Origin of the sequence: Thermosynechococcus sp. (assembly GCF_046299635.1) — a bacterium.
Lineage (GTDB): Bacteria > Cyanobacteriota > Cyanobacteriia > Thermosynechococcales > Thermosynechococcaceae > Thermosynechococcus.
The window spans coordinates 39,051-54,823 of sequence record NZ_JBKBHV010000003.1; the positions used below are offsets into that span (position 1 = coordinate 39,051).

Sequence of the window (15,773 nt, forward strand, 5' to 3'; positions counted from 1 at the left end):
GTTTGATTGTATTGTGCCAGATTGGTTCGGCCCTATGCGCCGTCGTCCCCAAGCCCTGCGGTTTTTGATTTCCCTAGCGATCGCTACCGTTGTTGTCCTCTCGCTGTGGAGTGCGATGATCGGTTCGATGCCCGCTGGCGATCGCCCCCTTGACCTGCGCCAAGCGGTGTCCATTGACGATCCCCAATTTGATTCACCGGCAACCTCACCTGAGGCATCGCCCCCTTCCCTGTTGCCCCTGCAACGCAGTGACGGCGCAATCTATGAGAACCTTTTTGCCCAAGTGCGCCAAGTTCATCAACAGTGTTCCTTAGCTCCCCCTTGGTACAGCGTGCCGGCGCATCCCACCAATTTCGGCGATCGCTACCGCACCGATATTCGCGGCCAAGTGGTGGAGCATGCCCCCCTGATTGTTCTCCATGAAACGGCGGCCTCTGCCCAATCAACGCTTGACTTTTTCCGGACACCCCATCCGCGGGATGAGGATCAGGCCAGCTACCATGAATTGATCACCCTCAGGGGTTGGCTGCTGCACTTAGTGCCTTGGTCAAAACGTGCCTATGGAGCGGGGAACTCCGTTTTTGGCAATGAAACTGTCCAGACTAATCCCCGCCTTGCCCCTTCAGTGAATAACTTTGCCCTCCACTTCTCTCTAGAAACACCGCCCCAAGGCTGGCACAATGGTTCGCGACACACAGGCTATACCGATGCCCAATACCGTGCCTTGGCATGGCTGGTAGCACAAACAGGCATTGACCCGGAGCGGATTACGACCCATGCGGCGGTGGATCGCTCTGGGGAGCGCAGGGATCCGCGCAGCTTTGAGTGGGCTAAGTTTAATCGCTATTTGCAGTTCTATCGCGATCGCCCCTGTGGGGAGATCCCCTCCTAAAAGTAGCGACCCAAAAACGTCTCTAGGGATTCAAAGGAGAGTTGAAAATAGGCTTGGGCACGTTCAATTTCACTAGTAGGGCAGAGACTTTCATAGGCCAACAGTGTCCGTAGCGTTCCCAGACTGGCCTCCAAATCACGACTCATGATGCCGAGAAACTGGCGAGCACCATCAATCACACTCAGGGGCAGCGTCATCACAAAGGGGCGCCTATTGAAAAAACGGCCGAGGCGATCAGCAATCTCTTGGCGGGTCAAGACCTCTGGATGTGCCATGCTAAAAATCGCTGGCTGACTCACTTGACTGGCAATGAGAATACAACGGGCTAAATCCTCAGGACTCAGCAGTTGCAAGCGATGCTGCGGATTCCCAAGGACAATGTAAACCCCCGTCTGCTGAAAGCGCTCCGCAAGGGGAAGCAAACTGGACATGAGGGTGGGACAGCGGAAAATGCTGTAGTTCAGGCCACTGCTAATGAGCACCTGCTCGACTTCGTACTTGGCCTTGAGAAAGGGGGACTGCCGGCGATCGCCTGTCACCGCCAAAGGAGAAATCAGCGTGACATGGCGCACTCCCCGTTCCTGAGCCGCCTGAATCACGTCCAATGTGGCACGGTAATCAATGGCCTGAATGGCACGGCTGAGTAACTGACTACCATGGCAGCAAATGACGGCTTCTACCCCCCCCATGGCAGCCTGAATATCGCGGGGCTGTTGCAGATCGCCAATGAAAATCTCGGCACCCCATTCCTTGAGGAGATCGTATTGGCTCGTCAGGCGCACAAACGCCCGTACGGGTAGCCCCAGCCTGATACAGCGGCGTACCACCCGCAAACCCAATTGTCCTGTGGCACCCGTGACCAAGTACATGAAGCGGAACTATTAAGGGGTTCTTGTCTCAGCGTGCCTTAGCACGAGCCGCAATGCAAGCCGATATTAGAGGACAGAGAAAGAATACGTTACTCTAAGGAATACCCTTGAGAATCTTCAGAAGAACTCTGCGCCGCATGACACTTGATTTTTCTGCTGCTCAGCACCTGAGCCATGAGCTATTTGCTGTCCTGAAACCGACAGAGGCACTTTTCATTGAGATTGCGAGTGAATCCAGCCAGTTTATTCGCTTCAACCAGGCGCGGGTTCGTCAAATTGGCATGGTGGAAGATACGGTGGTAACCCTGCGCCTGCAATCGCAGCAACGGACGGCTAGCACTTCTTTTCCGTACACAGGGACGGCGGATCTAGGGGCTGCTCTAGACCACTTGGCACAATTGCGCTCCGAAACGGTGCAACTGCCTGTGGATCCTTACCTTGTGCCGCCAATGGATACAGGCTCTATTCAGGACACCTACCTTGGCCGCTTACCCGACCCTGATGCCCTCGTAGAGACAATTCTGACGCCCGTTCAAGACCTTGATTTTGTCGGCATTTACAGCGGTGGGACGATCGTTCGCGGCAGCTTTAACTCTGCCGGTCAGGAACACTGGTTTGCCACGGAAACCTTTTGCTTGGACTACTCCCTCTTTACGGCGGCGGGTAAGGCGGTGAAAAACAGCTACGCCGGTACCCATTGGGACAATGCCACGTATCAAGCGCAAATTGAGGGCGATCGCCGGCAGTTAGCCCAGTTAAGCCAGCCGCCTCGTCAGGTAGCCCCCGGCCGCTATCGCACCTACTTTGCCCCGGCGGCTGTGGCCGAGCTGGTGGGTATGCTCTCTTGGGGAGCCGTGAGTGAAGCCGCCTATCGCCAAGGCGGCAGTGCCCTGGCCAAGCTCCGGGAGGGAGCCACCCTCTCTCCCCTTTTTAGTTTGCAGGAGGACTTTACGACGGGAACCGTCCCCCGTTTTAATGCCGATGGCGATATTGCGCCCCCTCGCCTGTGTTTGATCGATCGCGGCAAATTGCAAACACTGCTCATTAGTCGGCGCACCGCTCAGGAATACAATCTTGTGGCCAACGGTGCCAATCGCCAAGAAACCCTGCGATCGCCCCTTGTCTTACCGGGAACCCTACCAGCGCAGGAGGTGCTGGCTGCCCTCGATACAGGCCTCTATGTGGGGAATTTGCACTACCTCAACTGGAGCGATCGCCCCCATGGCCGCATCACCGGTATGACCCGCTACGCCTGCTTCTGGGTCGAGAAGGGGAAAATTGTTGCCCCCATTAGCGATTTGCGGTTCGATGATAGCCTCTACGCGTTTTGGGGCAGCCAGCTGGAGGCCTTGACCGATGCGCCGGTTTGGATTACCAATACGGACACCTATGAGCAGCGCTCCCTTGGGGGCATTACCGTACCGGGGATGCTGGTCAAGGCTTTCCAGTTTACCCTCTAGGCTACTCGGCAGTGGCCAATTCGGTGCTGCCCCGCTGCTTGCGACGGGTGAGGGTATTAAACAGCAGCTGGCCAATGGCCTTGATCAGGTTGCCCTCCAGTTCTTGGAAAATTTTCATATTCATGCCAAAGGCCGCATTGGCCTCCTCCACAATTCGGTCGGCCGTTGCCTCATCCACTGCTAGTTCATCGAGGCGTTGGCGATAGAGTTGCTTAAAGGCCTTTTCGTCACTGATGGATTCAAAGCGATAAAATGCCGTGCCTTCGCCGTCTTGGAGATTCATGGCTCGCTCAGCAATCCCCTTGAGAATTTGACCGCCAGAAAGATCACCCAAGTAGCGGGTATAGGAATGCGCCACTAAGAGTTCTGGGGCAGTATTGGCCACTTCGTGAATGCGGGCAACATAGGTTTGGGTAGCCGGCGAGGGGGTAATTTCTTCTCGCCAGTTGGAACCAAAGTAGTAGATGAGATCTCGCTCAAGGCTGTTTTTGCGGTTCAGCTCGGGAAAGTAAATTTTGCCCACAATGGGATGGTCTTTGAGTCGCTCCATCTCCTCTTCCATGGCACTGTACACGTGATAAAGGCTGGCAACGAGCTTGCGGTAAGAGCTTTTTTCTACTGTGCCCTTAAGGAAGCAGCGCACAAAACCCACATTTTCGGCCATGGTATGAGCTTTTTTGGTGCCTTCGCGCAATTTCGTCGCTAGAGACGTGGTCATCACGAGATCCTTCTTAAAAATTTGCAACGTTTTGTTTCTAAAAGCGACCGTGAGTACAGTCTATTTCTCAGGCTAAGGGGAAATGACACTATTTTTCATTAAAAATCATTAAGGCGATCGCGAGCCGCCGCAAGGGCTTGGCGCACCCGATCAAACCCTGTGCCTCCATAGCTATTGCGGGCAGCCACCACCTGTCGCGGTGCAATCCGTTCGTAAATATCCGCTGCAAAGGCCGGGTGCAAGGCTTGCCATTCTTCAAGGGTAAGATCCTTGAGGAGTTTCCCCTGGGCAAGACAGGTTTTCACCACCTGCCCCACTAGATTGTAGGCCTCGCGGAAGGGCACTCCCTTGGCCGCCAAGTAATCGGCCACATCGGTGGCATTGGCAAAATCCTGGGCAACCGCCGCCGCCAAGCGCTCCGTTTGAAATACCACCCCCTCCGCCATCAGGATCGTCATTGCCTCTAGGCAGGCACGGACGGTATCCACGGCATCGAACAGGGCTTCTTTGTCCTCTTGCAGATCCTTGTTATAGGCCAAGGGTAGCCCCTTCAGGATCACCAAGAGCGCTTGCAGGTGACCAAAGACCCGCCCTGTTTTTCCCCGCACCAACTCCGGCACATCGGGATTTTTCTTTTGGGGCATGATGCTAGAGCCGGTGGCACAGCTATCGCTGAGCTTGACAAAGGCAAACTCCTCAGAAGCCCAAAGAATAATCTCCTCCGACAGCCGCGACAGATGCACCATGATTAGGCTGGCAGCACAGAGAAATTCAACGGCAAAATCGCGATCGCTGACGGCATCGAGGCTATTGCGATAGGGTTCACGAAAGCCCAACAACTGGGCGGTGTAGTGGCGATCAATCGGGAACGTGGTGCCCGCCAGTGCCCCGGCCCCCAAGGGAGAGACATTCACCCGCTCACGAATTTGCCGCAGGCGCTCGATATCCCGCTCGGCCATTTCCACATAGGCCAGCAGATGGTGCGCTAAACTTAGGGGCTGTGCCCGTTGCAGGTGGGTATAGCCGGGGATGAGGGTTTCCACATGGGATTCGGCTACATCCAAAAGAGTGCGCTGCCACTGCCGCAACTGCTGAAGTATCCCGTCAATTTCCGCGCGCAGATAAAGGCGAATGTCGGTGCCCACCTGATCGTTGCGCGATCGCGCCGTGTGCAGCTTTTTCCCCACCTCCCCCACCAATTCGATAAGGCGGCGTTCGACGGCAAGGTGAACATCCTCCGCCTCAATGCCGGGGGTAAATTGGCCGGCTCGGTATTCTTGGCGAATTTGTTCTAGGCCTTGGATCAGGGTTTCTGCTTCGGCGGGGGAAATAATGCCTGTTTGAGCCAGCATCTTAGCATGGGCTTGAGAGCCACTCAGGTCATATTCAATGAGGCGAATGTCAAAACCAATACTGGCGTTAAAGCGGGCGATCGCCGGATGGAGGGCTTGTTCAAAGCGCTGGCTCCAAGGCTGGGGTTGGGCGCTCACAGGTCGTTCTCAGGGCTAAAAATTCAGGAGCTTGCCAAAAATCCAACCGATGGCAAAGCCGATAATCACCGCCCACAGTTGACCTGAATCAACGAAATTGGCCCACGCTTTGGCCACGTCTTCGCCGAGGGTATCTTTGAACTTTTGGGCCACAATAATCTGCGGCTCAATGGTCATTTGGCTAGCAATAAAGTAGTTCGGTGTCGCATTCATAGCCATTGGCGGAAACGGAATTCATGTTGATCGTAGCGGAGGTGGGGGCGATCGCCAAGCTGCCCGCCGGTCGAACTTGGTTTCGCAGACCACCGCTGCCAATGGGGGAATCGCCTGCCGCATCAGACAACTTCTGTGGCATCCTGAAAGGGAGAAGTTGCGCAATTTGGCCACGCAAATCCTATGCAAACGCTGCCGAGTCCTGTTCAAGCTACGCCGACAGAAACCGCCATTGTCCGTCGCAAAACCCGTCCTGTGCCCATTGGCTCTGTCACGATTGGAGGTGGTCATCCCATCGCGGTGCAATCGATGATCAATGAAGACACCTTGGATATTGAAGGCTCAGTGGCCGCGATTCGGCGTCTCCATGAAATTGGCTGCGAAATTGTGCGAGTGACAGTGCCCAGTCTTGCCCATGCTAAGGCCATGGAAGCAATTCGCGATCGCCTCTACAAAACCTATAAACCCGTGCCCCTTGTTGCCGATGTGCACCACAATGGCATGAAAATTGCCCTCGAAGTGGCTAAATATGTGGACAATGTGCGCATCAATCCGGGGCTATACGTCTTTGAGAAACCCAAGCCGGATCGCACCGAATATACCCAAGCTGAGTTTGAAGAAATCGGAGCCAAAATTCGCGAAACCCTTGAGCCATTGGTCATCTCGCTGCGGGATCAGGGCAAATCCATGCGCATTGGGGTCAATCACGGCTCCCTTTCCGAGCGGATGCTCTTTACCTACGGCGATACCCCCGAAGGTATGGTGGAATCTGCCCTTGAATTTATCCGTATCTGCGAGTCTTTGAACTTCTACAACCTAGAAATTTCCCTCAAGGCCTCACGGGTGCCCGTGATGATTGCCGCCAACCGCCTCATGGTCAAGCGCATGGACGAACTGGGCATGGACTACCCTCTGCACCTCGGGGTCACCGAAGCCGGCGATGGCGAGTACGGCCGCATCAAGTCCACCGCCGGGATTGCCACCCTTCTTGCGGAGGGCATTGGCGATACGATTCGCGTCTCCCTCACCGAACCGCCGGAAAACGAAATCCCCGTCTGCTACGGCATTTTGCAGGCCTTGGGACTGCGGCGAACCATGGTGGAATACGTGGCCTGCCCCTCCTGTGGGCGGACACTCTTTAACCTTGAGGAAGTGCTGCACAAAGTGCGGGAAGCCACAAAGCACCTAACGGGTCTGAACATTGCCGTCATGGGCTGTATTGTCAATGGCCCCGGTGAAATGGCCGACGCCGACTATGGCTATGTGGGCAAACAACCCGGCTATATCTCCCTCTATCGCGGTCGTGAAGAGGTCAAGAAAGTCCCTGAATCTGAGGGAGTAGCTGCCCTTGTGGAGTTAATCAAGGCCGACGGCCGCTGGGTTGATCCTTAAACCATTAAGCAGTTGTGAGGACTCAGACAATGACCACCGAAACTATTTTTAGCCGCATTATTCGCCGCGAGGTGCCCGCCGACATTGTCCACGAGGATGAGCTGTGTCTGGCCTTTCGCGACATCCATCCCCAAGCGCCGGTGCATATTCTGGTGATCCCCAAAAAGCCGATTCCCCAACTTAGCTTGGCAGAACCGGAGGATCACGGGGTGCTGGGGCACCTGCTCCTCACGGCCAAACGCATTGCCGAGGCAGAAGGCTTAACCAACGGCTATCGCATTGTGATTAACAACGGCCCCGATGGTGGTCAAACGGTTTATCATCTGCACCTGCACCTGTTGGGGGGGCGAGCGATGCAGTGGCCGCCGGGTTGAAGGCTATTGCTCTCCGTCTTAACCGATTTCAGGGAAGCGATCGCCCCCCTCCACGGCACCGGGCTGCTCCACGAGGGTGACCCGTCGAGGTTGAGCCAGTTGCCGCAGCACCGGCTGCAGAGTCCCCAACGTGTGGTTGAGGTTGCTGAGGAGCAGGTGCAGATTGCCTGTATCGGCAAGGGCTTGCAGGGCTTGGTGGAGGGTTTCTAACAGTTGTAACCGCTGTTGCAGGGTGCGATCGCTCTGGGCAAGCAGTTGGGCAATGTATTGACTCTGTTGCCGTAGTTCTTGGGCAATGGCAGTCTGTTCCTGATTGACCTGCGCCAGCAGTTCCCCTTGCCGCTGCTGGATCTGGGTCACAAGGCGCTCGAACTGCTCAATGGATCGTTGCTGGCGCTCCTCCAGTGTGTCCACAAATTGCTGCCGATCCTTGGCCACTGCATGGGTCAGTTGATTGAGGTTGTCCAACAGTTGTTGCAGCCGTTCTGCCGTGGGCAACTCTGTGCGAATTGTTGCCTGAATCACCTCTTGAAGGGTTTCCTGATCCACCCCGCCGTAGGTATTGGGGACGGGCAGCCGCGGCAGCAGTTGATCGTTAATGTAGGTGTCAATCTGCAGCAGCAGTTTATTCTCCCAGCGCTCAACGATCACCATCGGGATCATCACCAGAACACTGAGCACCAAAGCCACGAGCGTGGTATCAAAGGCCACGGCTAGCCCCGTTGTCACCCCGCCAATCCCCTCCTTAATCTGGTTTACGTCCTGAGCCGTCTCCAAAAAGCTGGAAAAGCCACTGACCGCTTGACTAATTCCGACTACGGTGCCGATAAAGCCCAAGAGGGGAATCGCCCATACCAAGACCCGCGGAATCGTATAGGAGGCATCGGTGGTGGCGGCGGCACTGCCACTCTCCTCGGCGGCGGCTTCAGCGGCAATCTCTCGTTGGCCACTACTGAGAAACGCCGCCAGAACACGGGCGCAGCGATTGGGAAGGAGCGTCCGCCGTTGGGCAAGGGTTTGCTGTAATTGCAAAATATCCCGCATCGAGGTGAAGGGGTAGTTGGCGGGGATCCAGATTTGCCGCAGACTGGGTGCCTGTTGCAAGAGGGCGATCGCCTTCAACGTCGTAAAGATCAGCACCGTCCAGGCAAAAAAGATGGCCACCGGTTGTGTCCAGCCGCGATTGAGGAGCAGTTGGCCGATATAGGTGCCCTGAAAGGGCAAAAAGAAAATGTACAGGATGACCGTGGCAACGGCAGCGATCGCCAGCGCCAACCAGAGAGGAACGGCCAGATCACGACGGGGGACGGCCACCGGCATGAGGGAAGGGCTAGGGGTTGTCGAAACGGCAGAAGAAGCTGTCATGACCAGACTCAGGGCGCGGACACTTTTCAATCTATCGTGAAGGCGCCTCAAATTTTAGAAACGGCTGCGGCTTGCTGCCACCGGAACAAACGGGCAAGTTTTTGACCGTAGGCATCTAACAGCAATCTTAAATTCGGTTCCATAAGGGAATGACCCCAAGGGCATTTCCCGCAGGGGGATGTGCTCTTGATCCAGCTGTTGGCGGGGCAGAAGGGCGATCGCCAGACTTGAAAACCATCCTTGCTAGGATAGGGATAATTGCGGCGGAGATAGCTACTATGGCTGCAGCGGTGGAAGAAAAGTCAATTGTACCGACGGTCGTTGTTGGCGTTGGCGGAACCGGCCTTGAGGTGCTCTCGCGGGTACGTCGTTTGGTGGAGGAAACCTACGGCAGTCTCAAGCAGTTTCCCGTGATCAGCTTCCTTGCCATTGACACCGATCGCGACTACAAAGTCAGTAACCCCCTCGCCGCCGGCTCTCCCCTCAAAGACAACGAAAAGCACTGGGCCAGTGTCAGCGGCAAAAACGTGCAGCAAATCCTTCAAAACCTCGACAACTACCCTTGGATTGCCTCTTGGTTTCCTAGAGAACTAGAGCGCAACATTACTGCCCTAGAGGCCGGTGCAGGACAAATCCGTGCCTGTGGTCGCTTTGCCTTCTTTTGCAACTACCATGCCATTCAACAAAAATTCCAAGCCGCCTGCGATCGCGTCAAGGGTCATGAAAGTTTCATGCAAAGCCGCTACGGCCTTAAGGTCAACAACAGTAGCTTAAATGTCTTTATTACGGGGTCTCTCTCCGGCGGCACCGGTAGCGGCATGCTCATTGACTTGGGCTATTGTGTGCGCCACTGGCTCAAAGGACAGTCTAGCCCTTTGGTCACGGGAATTGTCCCCATGCCCGATGCCTTTGCCGCAATTAGTGTCGGCGATCGCGTCTTGGCCAATGGGTATGCTGCCCTTATGGAACTCAGTTACTTTGCCGATTATCGCACCGAGTACGTGGCGCAATTTAGCAGTAGTCTCAACGATGAGGTGCGCTACACCTGCCCCCCTTTTGACTTTACGTACCTTGTGGGCACCAAAAATGGCGAGAGCGAGTTCAAGCTGGATGAGATCCGCGAAATGATTGCCCAGAACATCTTTTTGGATCTCACTTCCGACTTTGCCCCCCACAAACGCTCCATCCGCGACAATATCAAAGCCGCTTGGGCGTCTCAGGATGCAGGGGGTCGAGGCTATCCCAAAAGCTTTATGGCCTTTGGCCTCTCCAGCATCGAAATTCCCATTGCCCAAATTCGTGCTTCCCTCACCTATCGCCTCTGCCAAGATTTTATGAGCTGGTGGCTCAACGAGTCGGTGCAGCTGCCCCCCCAGCTGTTGGAGGTCACCCGCAGTCTTCTAAAACCCATGAACTTGCTGGATATGGATTTGGTGCTGGCCTTGGCAGCAGCGGGCGATCGCCCCTACATGCAGGAAATTTCTCGCTGGGTCAACGAGCTGCGCAACCAAATCAGCCGTGAAAACCTCTTGGAATGTACCCAACAAGGGGTAGGGGGCATCCTCGGTGCCGAAAGGGGGAAAATTTTGCAGTTTGTGCCTTGGCTCAGTGAACAGGTAGAGAATTACCGAGCTGCCCACCTGCGCGAACTTAGCCCCGATGAGCGCCTCCACGGGGATTTTTTGCAGCGCATGTACGACAACCGCAATCAAATTATCCAGCAGGCCCGCCAAAGCCTTGAAGAGGAATTCTACCGCATTGTTGAAGATCGCAATCGGGGCCTAAAGTTTGCCCACGCCTTTTTGCTGCAAATTCGCCAGATTTTCATGAGCCAAGCGGAAAAATATGACCGCGAAATTCAGCACACTTGGCAGCCCAATATCGCCAATCGGCAGCGGCAATACGAAAATGCCCTGCAAGACATTACCCACTTCAGCACCCTCTTTGGCATTTCTAAGCAAGCCAAAATGGAGGAATTTTGCCAGCAGGCCCTAGAAGGGATCGAGGGAACTTTCAACGCCATCATTCAGGCCAAAGCCCGCTTTCTGGCCAAAGAGGTGATGAGCAAACTCGAGGAATGGCTGCAGGGGATGGAGGCACGTTTGGCCAAGCTCAACCAGCGGCTGCTCAATTTACGGGATGGCTTTAAGGCCATGGCCGACGCCCAAGCCGACAGTGCCGATGCCCTGCGTATTAACGGCGTAAAGCTCTACAATCGCCAAGAACTCAACGGCCTCTATCAAGACCTCATCGAGCGCTATGCAGGGGCGAATACCGGTGCTGAATCCGCCTTCACGATTGGTCTCAATCAACTCTGTGCTACAACAGCAACAACGGTGTTGCAGGAAGCCAGCCCCCTCTGGAAGGAAACCCGTGCCGCCAATGAGGTGATGCGCCTATTGGATTTGGCGCAATTGACAGAGGTTCAAGAAGGTGACTTGCGGGAGATTATCCAAGAAACGGTACGGCGCACGGTGCAAAATGCCCCCGAAGACAGCCGCCTTGTGCGGGATCTCACCGCCTGCGATCGCCTCTGGCAGTTTTATCGCAATGACGAAGCCGAGATTCTCAATGCCCTGCGCATGGCTTACCAGAAATCCAAGCCGCTGTTATTGCTCTCCCAAGCGGTCATGAGTGGCCGTGATGCCGGCTTTACGCCTTCGGTGAATACCAACATTGCCATTGTCGGCGGTGACAATACAGCGGATTTGGCGGCCAGAAAACTGATTCCCCTCCTTAAGAACCTGGTCAAACCCAACGGCCAAAGTATTACCAGTGATGACATTAAACCTTTGGGCGATCGCGAGCGCCACCGCATTGTCTTTGTCCAAGAGATGGGCGGCTTTTCCCTGCGCTGTATTGAGGGCATGGCCGAACTGCGCCAGTCCTATCAAGATTGGCGAGGCCAAATGATTACCGCCAAGCGTGCCCGCCTGCGGGGCGAAAACCGCGATCTCCCCATCCCTGTCCATCTGCAAAAGGATCCCCCCTTCTGGGATGTCTTCCCAGAAAGCCCACAAATTCTGAAACTGGTGGTGATTGCCCGCGCCCTTGATGTCCTCAAACAGGCAGAAAACCGTGCTACCCGCGAAGTTACCATCCGCTACACTCGGCATACCACCGTTGGTCTTGAAGATGTGGACATTGCCGCCAACTGGGAGGAAGTCACCCAAGTTCTAGAGGTCTTGGCCTGCCGTCCCGACCTAGAGGAAATTCAGCGGCAAGTCACTGTTATCCTCAACGCAGCGGAAACCCCGGCACAAAAGCAAGCCCTCTACGAGCATTTACTGAATTACCTCAAGGGACGCGAGGCCGAACTCCACAAAGCCGGGGGACGCGATAGCCTTGAATACAAGCGGGAAGCCGCCATTCTCCAAGAGGTGATCCAAACCTATCAATTGGCTCAAGGAACACCAGCTCCTAGCCCATCACCCGTCTCTTCTGCCCCTGAACCACCCTCGCCCCAACCCGAACCGACACCTGAAACCACTGCTTCAGCGAGTTCCTCTGGCTTAGAGCAACTGCAACAACTTATGGCCATGTACCAGCAGGGGTTACTCTCAGAGGCAGAGTTTCAAGCGGCCAAGAAAAAACTACTGGGACTTTAAGGAAGATCTCTGTAATTTTACGGAGATTTGTGGGAACACTTTAGGGTAAAGACGAGTCCAACACTGGAGTATCCCTATGTCTCCCTATCGTACTAATCTGCCTTGGCTCTATCTATCGCTCATCGTCTCGAAAGGCTTTACCCTCATAGAGCTGCTCGTCGTGGTCACTATTATTGCCGTTTTGGCGGCGATCGCCCTCCCCTCCATGTTGAATCAGGCCATAAAAGCCCGCGAATCCCAAGCCAAAACCAATGTTGGCGCCGTCAACCGTGCCCAGCAGGCCTACCGCTTAGCCAATCCCACGTTCACCACCGATATCGCAAGCCTACAAATCGGCTTTAGTGGTACGCCCGACTATAGATATGAGATTACCCAAGCCGATAGTCTCTACGCTGAGTTTCAAGCTACCCCTGAGCGAGCCGAGCTAAAAGCCTTTACGGGTTGCACCTACGCCACCTTCAGCACATTGACCACAACCCAAATCCTAGAAACCTCTCCTGTGGGTTCTAGCATTGCTTCGCCGGCAAGCTGCCCTTCTCCTCCCTAGGCTATTTCTGAGTCTTCCTCATCTAGGTGTTCTGCCACCGCCTCATAGAGCGCCAGTACGTGGTGATCAAGTAATTGGTAAAAGATATGTCGTCCTTGGCGACGGAAACTCACCAGTCGCATCGCTTTGAGTATCCGCAATTGGTGGGAGACGGCAGATTCACTCATTTCTAGAGCCACAGCAATATCGCCGACACAAAACTCCCCTTGCGCCAGCAACGCCACAATCCGCAGTCGGTTCGCGTCAGCTAATAGGCCAAAAAATTGCGCCATTCGTTGAGCCTTTTCCGTGGAGAGCAAGCGATCGCTTGCCCTTGCCAACGCTTCGGGATGAGAAGGATGAGTGATAGCAACAGTTTTAGGATTCATACTTCCATCATAGGCGCTCCTCAGCCATTAGCTATTTGACACTTGAACAATTATTCAGATATATTGAAAGAGAGGCCGACTGCGCCTCCCTTCACTCCCCAATTTGGAGAAATAGCCATGACCACCGTTACGCAAATGAAATGTGCCTGCCCCCACTGCCTCTGCATCGTCTCCCTTAGCGATGCGATCTTGGTTGACGGCAAACCCTACTGCTCTAAAGCCTGTGCCAACGGTACCTGCAAACAAAGCGGTGGCTGTGGCCATCTAGGCTGTACCTGCGCCTAGAAGTCAGAATTTTTAACAGAAGATGGCGATTGCCCCCCTCCTCGATAAAATCTAAAATCAAAGAAGGGGGGTATACTCGTCATTTCTCACTGGTTGCGATCAATCATGACAGATTTTCCATCTATCTCCTTGATCACAGCCACCTATAATGCTACCGATCACCTGCCAAGCTTAATTGAATCTGTTCGTCAGCAGAGCGATCGCGACTTTGAATGGATTGTTATAGATGGTGCCTCTCAGGATGGCACGCTTGAATTGATTCAATCTGCGCGAGATGTCATTACCGACTATGTGAGTGAACCAGATTTTGGTATTTTCCATGCCTTGAATAAAGGAATTCAACGAGCAACAGGTGACTACTATCTCGTCGTTGGTGCCGACGATCGCCTTGACCCCCTAGCAATAGCCAACTATAAGCAGGCAGCTGCCAGTTCTCAAGCAGATATAATTTCGGCCTATATCTACACAGAAAAAAAAGAAGTGATTAAACCAACCGGGGGAGCTATTTGGCATCATGGTGTACAAGCATTTACGACCGCTCAATCTGTCGGTACACTCATCAAGCGAAATCTACATGAACGGTATGGCTATTACTCCCATTACTACCCTACGGCTGCGGATGCAGAGTTTATTCTGAAGATTCAACGGGGCGGTGGCAAGATTGCAATTGCTGAATTTATTGCTGGTCAATACAATACCAAAGGATTATCCCATCGCCATAAAGCAAGTATTCTCTTTGAGCTATTTCTTATCCAGAAACAATTTTTTCCGAAGTCTATCCAGCTGCTACTACTGATTTATCGATTGATCAAAAACTACCGTTATCTTTAGATGGGTTATAATGAAATATAAAATACTAGCCTATATTACTGCGTATAATGATTCATTTGCTGTCAATAGATGTATAGACAGTCTGCTTAACCAAACTTATATGATAGACCAATTGCTTATTATTGATAATTCGCCCGAGCCTATTGCCATTACGGCACTCAAACGAAATGTTCTCATAGAAATCCAACATTACCCTCAAAACATTGGTGTAGCTGGTGGCTTAGCAATTGGAATTCAGTACGCAATTCAGAAAAAATTTGATTTCATTTGGCTATTTGATCAAGATAGCACTGCCCATGAAAATTCTCTGGAAGTCCTAATTAGTTTCTATGAAAACTATACCAATAAGCCTGAGATTGGTATTCTTTGTTGTGTAGCAGAAGACCGAGAAACAGGCCAAGCTGATTTTGGATTTATTTATGGTGATTATCACTTTTGCCGGCAAACAATTAATTCTTCAAATCCAATTTATGAATGTGATGCTGTCATTACTTCGGGAACATTACTTAACTGCCATGCAGCAAAAGAAGTTGGTTTGCCAAATGAATCTTTGTTTATTGATGCCGTTGATTTTGATTACTGCATGAAACTAAGAAAGAAGAAATACAAAATATTTATTATCTACAATGCAAAAATCAATCACCGATTTTGCAATTCAAAACGTATTCGATTTTTTGACAAAAGAAAAATCATCTACCTGTATTCCTCTCTACGATATTTTTATGTTCACAGAAACCATACCTACCTAGAAACAAGATTGGCCAAAAATCGTTTATTTTTCCTTATTAGTACTTTCTATCGCCTTTTTAAGTGTTTCAGGAAAATTATTGTGATCTTGCTGTTCGAGGACTCTGAAAAGCTTTTAAAGATTTATGCTTGCGTTAAAGGTACTGTTGATGGCTTGCTTGGAAAGCTAGGAAAAACGTGGCTCTAATTATCGACGCTGCTGCAAGCGCAACATCTCTGCTTGGATACGTTGGCTCAGGGCACTGTCTTGCTGCGCTCGCCGTGTAATCCCATTGAATTGATCTAGGCTCATATTATATCTTTTCAGTACTTGTATTGCCTCGCGCATATAGTTGGCGCAAATAGTTTCTAGGCCAATGGGAATATTTTCGGGATTCATACCAAAGCAAGAATTCCGAGGCACTTGACCTTGGAAAGCTACTTGGGCTTGACGATAGTATTTTTGGCGGATGGGTTCAATTTCGAGAACCACGCGGGCATAGTTAATGATCTCCCACGGGTCAATCATCTCTGGGCGTGGGGCAGCCTGAGCCAAGGAACGAGGTAAAGACACAGGTGCCAGCAGCAGACCTGCACTACATACACCAAGGGGCAACCACTTCCAAGACATTGAC

At 52.9% G+C, this 15,773-nt stretch carries 17 protein-coding genes; 9 read left to right on the forward strand and 8 right to left on the reverse strand.

The features are described 5' to 3' along the window. The first annotated feature begins 34 nt into the window (after positions 1 to 34). The gene (locus tag ACK4IR_RS01845; protein ID WP_409871808.1) at positions 35 to 892 is read left to right on the forward strand and encodes an N-acetylmuramoyl-L-alanine amidase; all 858 of its coding nucleotides are present in this window, start codon (positions 35 to 37) and stop codon (positions 890 to 892) included. On the opposite strand, the gene ACK4IR_RS01850 is transcribed toward ACK4IR_RS01845, so the two are convergent. Next, positions 889 to 1,761 (reverse strand): SDR family oxidoreductase, encoded by an 873-nt coding sequence (locus tag ACK4IR_RS01850; RefSeq protein ID WP_409871810.1) that lies wholly within the window; start codon positions 1,759 to 1,761, stop codon positions 889 to 891. The two genes, ACK4IR_RS01845 and ACK4IR_RS01850, sit on opposite strands and share 4 nt — an antisense overlap. A gap of 137 nt (positions 1,762 to 1,898) precedes the next feature. Between ACK4IR_RS01850 and ACK4IR_RS01855 the strand changes: the two genes are divergently transcribed. After that, a complete protein-coding gene (locus ACK4IR_RS01855; protein ID WP_409871813.1) occupies positions 1,899 to 3,221 on the forward strand; it encodes a TldD/PmbA family protein in 1,323 nt (440 codons plus the stop codon). Position 3,222: 1 nt separating this feature from the next. Here ACK4IR_RS01855 and ACK4IR_RS01860 read toward each other — a convergent pair whose 3' ends face one another. The 4 genes from ACK4IR_RS01860 to ACK4IR_RS01875 all read right to left on the reverse strand — a co-directional run bounded on the left by ACK4IR_RS01860 (position 3,223) and on the right by ACK4IR_RS01875 (position 5,772). Continuing rightward, a complete protein-coding gene (locus tag ACK4IR_RS01860) occupies positions 3,223 to 3,939 on the reverse strand; it encodes a heme oxygenase (biliverdin-producing) (RefSeq protein ID WP_409871816.1) in 717 nt (238 codons plus the stop codon). 98 nt (positions 3,940 to 4,037) lie between these two features. After that, entirely contained in the window at positions 4,038 to 5,429 is a 1,392-nt protein-coding gene (gene argH, locus ACK4IR_RS01865; RefSeq protein ID WP_409871817.1) for an argininosuccinate lyase, read from the reverse strand. A 15-nt stretch (positions 5,430 to 5,444) separates the two neighbouring features. Further along, positions 5,445 to 5,642: a hypothetical protein gene (locus ACK4IR_RS01870; RefSeq protein WP_409871820.1), complete on the reverse strand. Its 198-nt coding sequence runs from the start codon at positions 5,640 to 5,642 to the stop codon at positions 5,445 to 5,447. After that, positions 5,611 to 5,772, reverse strand: a complete 162-nt coding sequence (locus ACK4IR_RS01875; RefSeq protein WP_409871822.1) for a hypothetical protein — start codon at positions 5,770 to 5,772, stop codon at positions 5,611 to 5,613. The genes ACK4IR_RS01870 and ACK4IR_RS01875 overlap by 32 nt, the downstream gene beginning before the upstream one ends. Positions 5,773 to 5,825: 53 nt before the next feature. Here ACK4IR_RS01875 and ispG point away from each other — a divergent pair, with 53 nt between their 5' ends. Beyond that, positions 5,826 to 7,034, forward strand: coding sequence for a (E)-4-hydroxy-3-methylbut-2-enyl-diphosphate synthase (ispG, locus tag ACK4IR_RS01880; protein WP_409871825.1), 1,209 nt, complete (start codon positions 5,826 to 5,828; stop codon positions 7,032 to 7,034). A gap of 29 nt (positions 7,035 to 7,063) precedes the next feature. Continuing rightward, a complete protein-coding gene (locus ACK4IR_RS01885) occupies positions 7,064 to 7,408 on the forward strand; it encodes a histidine triad nucleotide-binding protein (RefSeq protein WP_409871828.1) in 345 nt (114 codons plus the stop codon). Between the two features lie 18 nt (positions 7,409 to 7,426). Here ACK4IR_RS01885 and ACK4IR_RS01890 read toward each other — a convergent pair whose 3' ends face one another. Continuing rightward, entirely contained in the window at positions 7,427 to 8,773 is a 1,347-nt protein-coding gene (locus ACK4IR_RS01890; protein ID WP_409871831.1) for a MotA/TolQ/ExbB proton channel family protein, read from the reverse strand. A 278-nt stretch (positions 8,774 to 9,051) separates the two neighbouring features. Between ACK4IR_RS01890 and ACK4IR_RS01895 the strand changes: the two genes are divergently transcribed. Together ACK4IR_RS01895 and ACK4IR_RS01900 are read left to right on the forward strand one after the other, a co-directional pair. Beyond that, positions 9,052 to 12,381: a tubulin-like doman-containing protein gene (locus tag ACK4IR_RS01895; protein ID WP_409871834.1), complete on the forward strand. Its 3,330-nt coding sequence runs from the start codon at positions 9,052 to 9,054 to the stop codon at positions 12,379 to 12,381. 76 nt (positions 12,382 to 12,457) lie between these two features. Then, positions 12,458 to 12,928: a type IV pilin protein gene (locus ACK4IR_RS01900; RefSeq protein WP_409871837.1), complete on the forward strand. Its 471-nt coding sequence runs from the start codon at positions 12,458 to 12,460 to the stop codon at positions 12,926 to 12,928. Here the strand turns inward: ACK4IR_RS01900 and ACK4IR_RS01905 are convergent. Then, positions 12,925 to 13,296, reverse strand: coding sequence for an ArsR/SmtB family transcription factor (locus ACK4IR_RS01905; RefSeq protein ID WP_409871839.1), 372 nt, complete (start codon positions 13,294 to 13,296; stop codon positions 12,925 to 12,927). The genes ACK4IR_RS01900 and ACK4IR_RS01905 overlap by 4 nt on opposite strands. 117 nt (positions 13,297 to 13,413) lie before the next feature. On the opposite strand from ACK4IR_RS01905, the gene ACK4IR_RS01910 reads away from it, so the two are divergent. The 3 genes from ACK4IR_RS01910 (at position 13,414) to ACK4IR_RS01920 (ending at position 15,346) form a co-directional block, all read left to right on the forward strand. After that, positions 13,414 to 13,581, forward strand: coding sequence for a metallothionein (locus ACK4IR_RS01910; protein WP_409871842.1), 168 nt, complete (start codon positions 13,414 to 13,416; stop codon positions 13,579 to 13,581). Positions 13,582 to 13,686: 105 nt separating this feature from the next. After that, on the forward strand, positions 13,687 to 14,412 hold the full coding sequence (locus tag ACK4IR_RS01915) for a glycosyltransferase family 2 protein (RefSeq protein WP_409871845.1): 726 nt from the start codon (positions 13,687 to 13,689) through the stop codon (positions 14,410 to 14,412). A gap of 10 nt (positions 14,413 to 14,422) precedes the next feature. Further along, entirely contained in the window at positions 14,423 to 15,346 is a 924-nt protein-coding gene (locus tag ACK4IR_RS01920) for a glycosyltransferase family 2 protein (RefSeq protein WP_409871848.1), read from the forward strand. Here ACK4IR_RS01920 and ACK4IR_RS01925 read toward each other — a convergent pair whose 3' ends face one another. Next, entirely contained in the window at positions 15,347 to 15,769 is a 423-nt protein-coding gene (locus ACK4IR_RS01925) for a DUF4168 domain-containing protein (RefSeq protein ID WP_409871850.1), read from the reverse strand. Between the last annotated feature and the right edge of the window lie 4 nt (positions 15,770 to 15,773).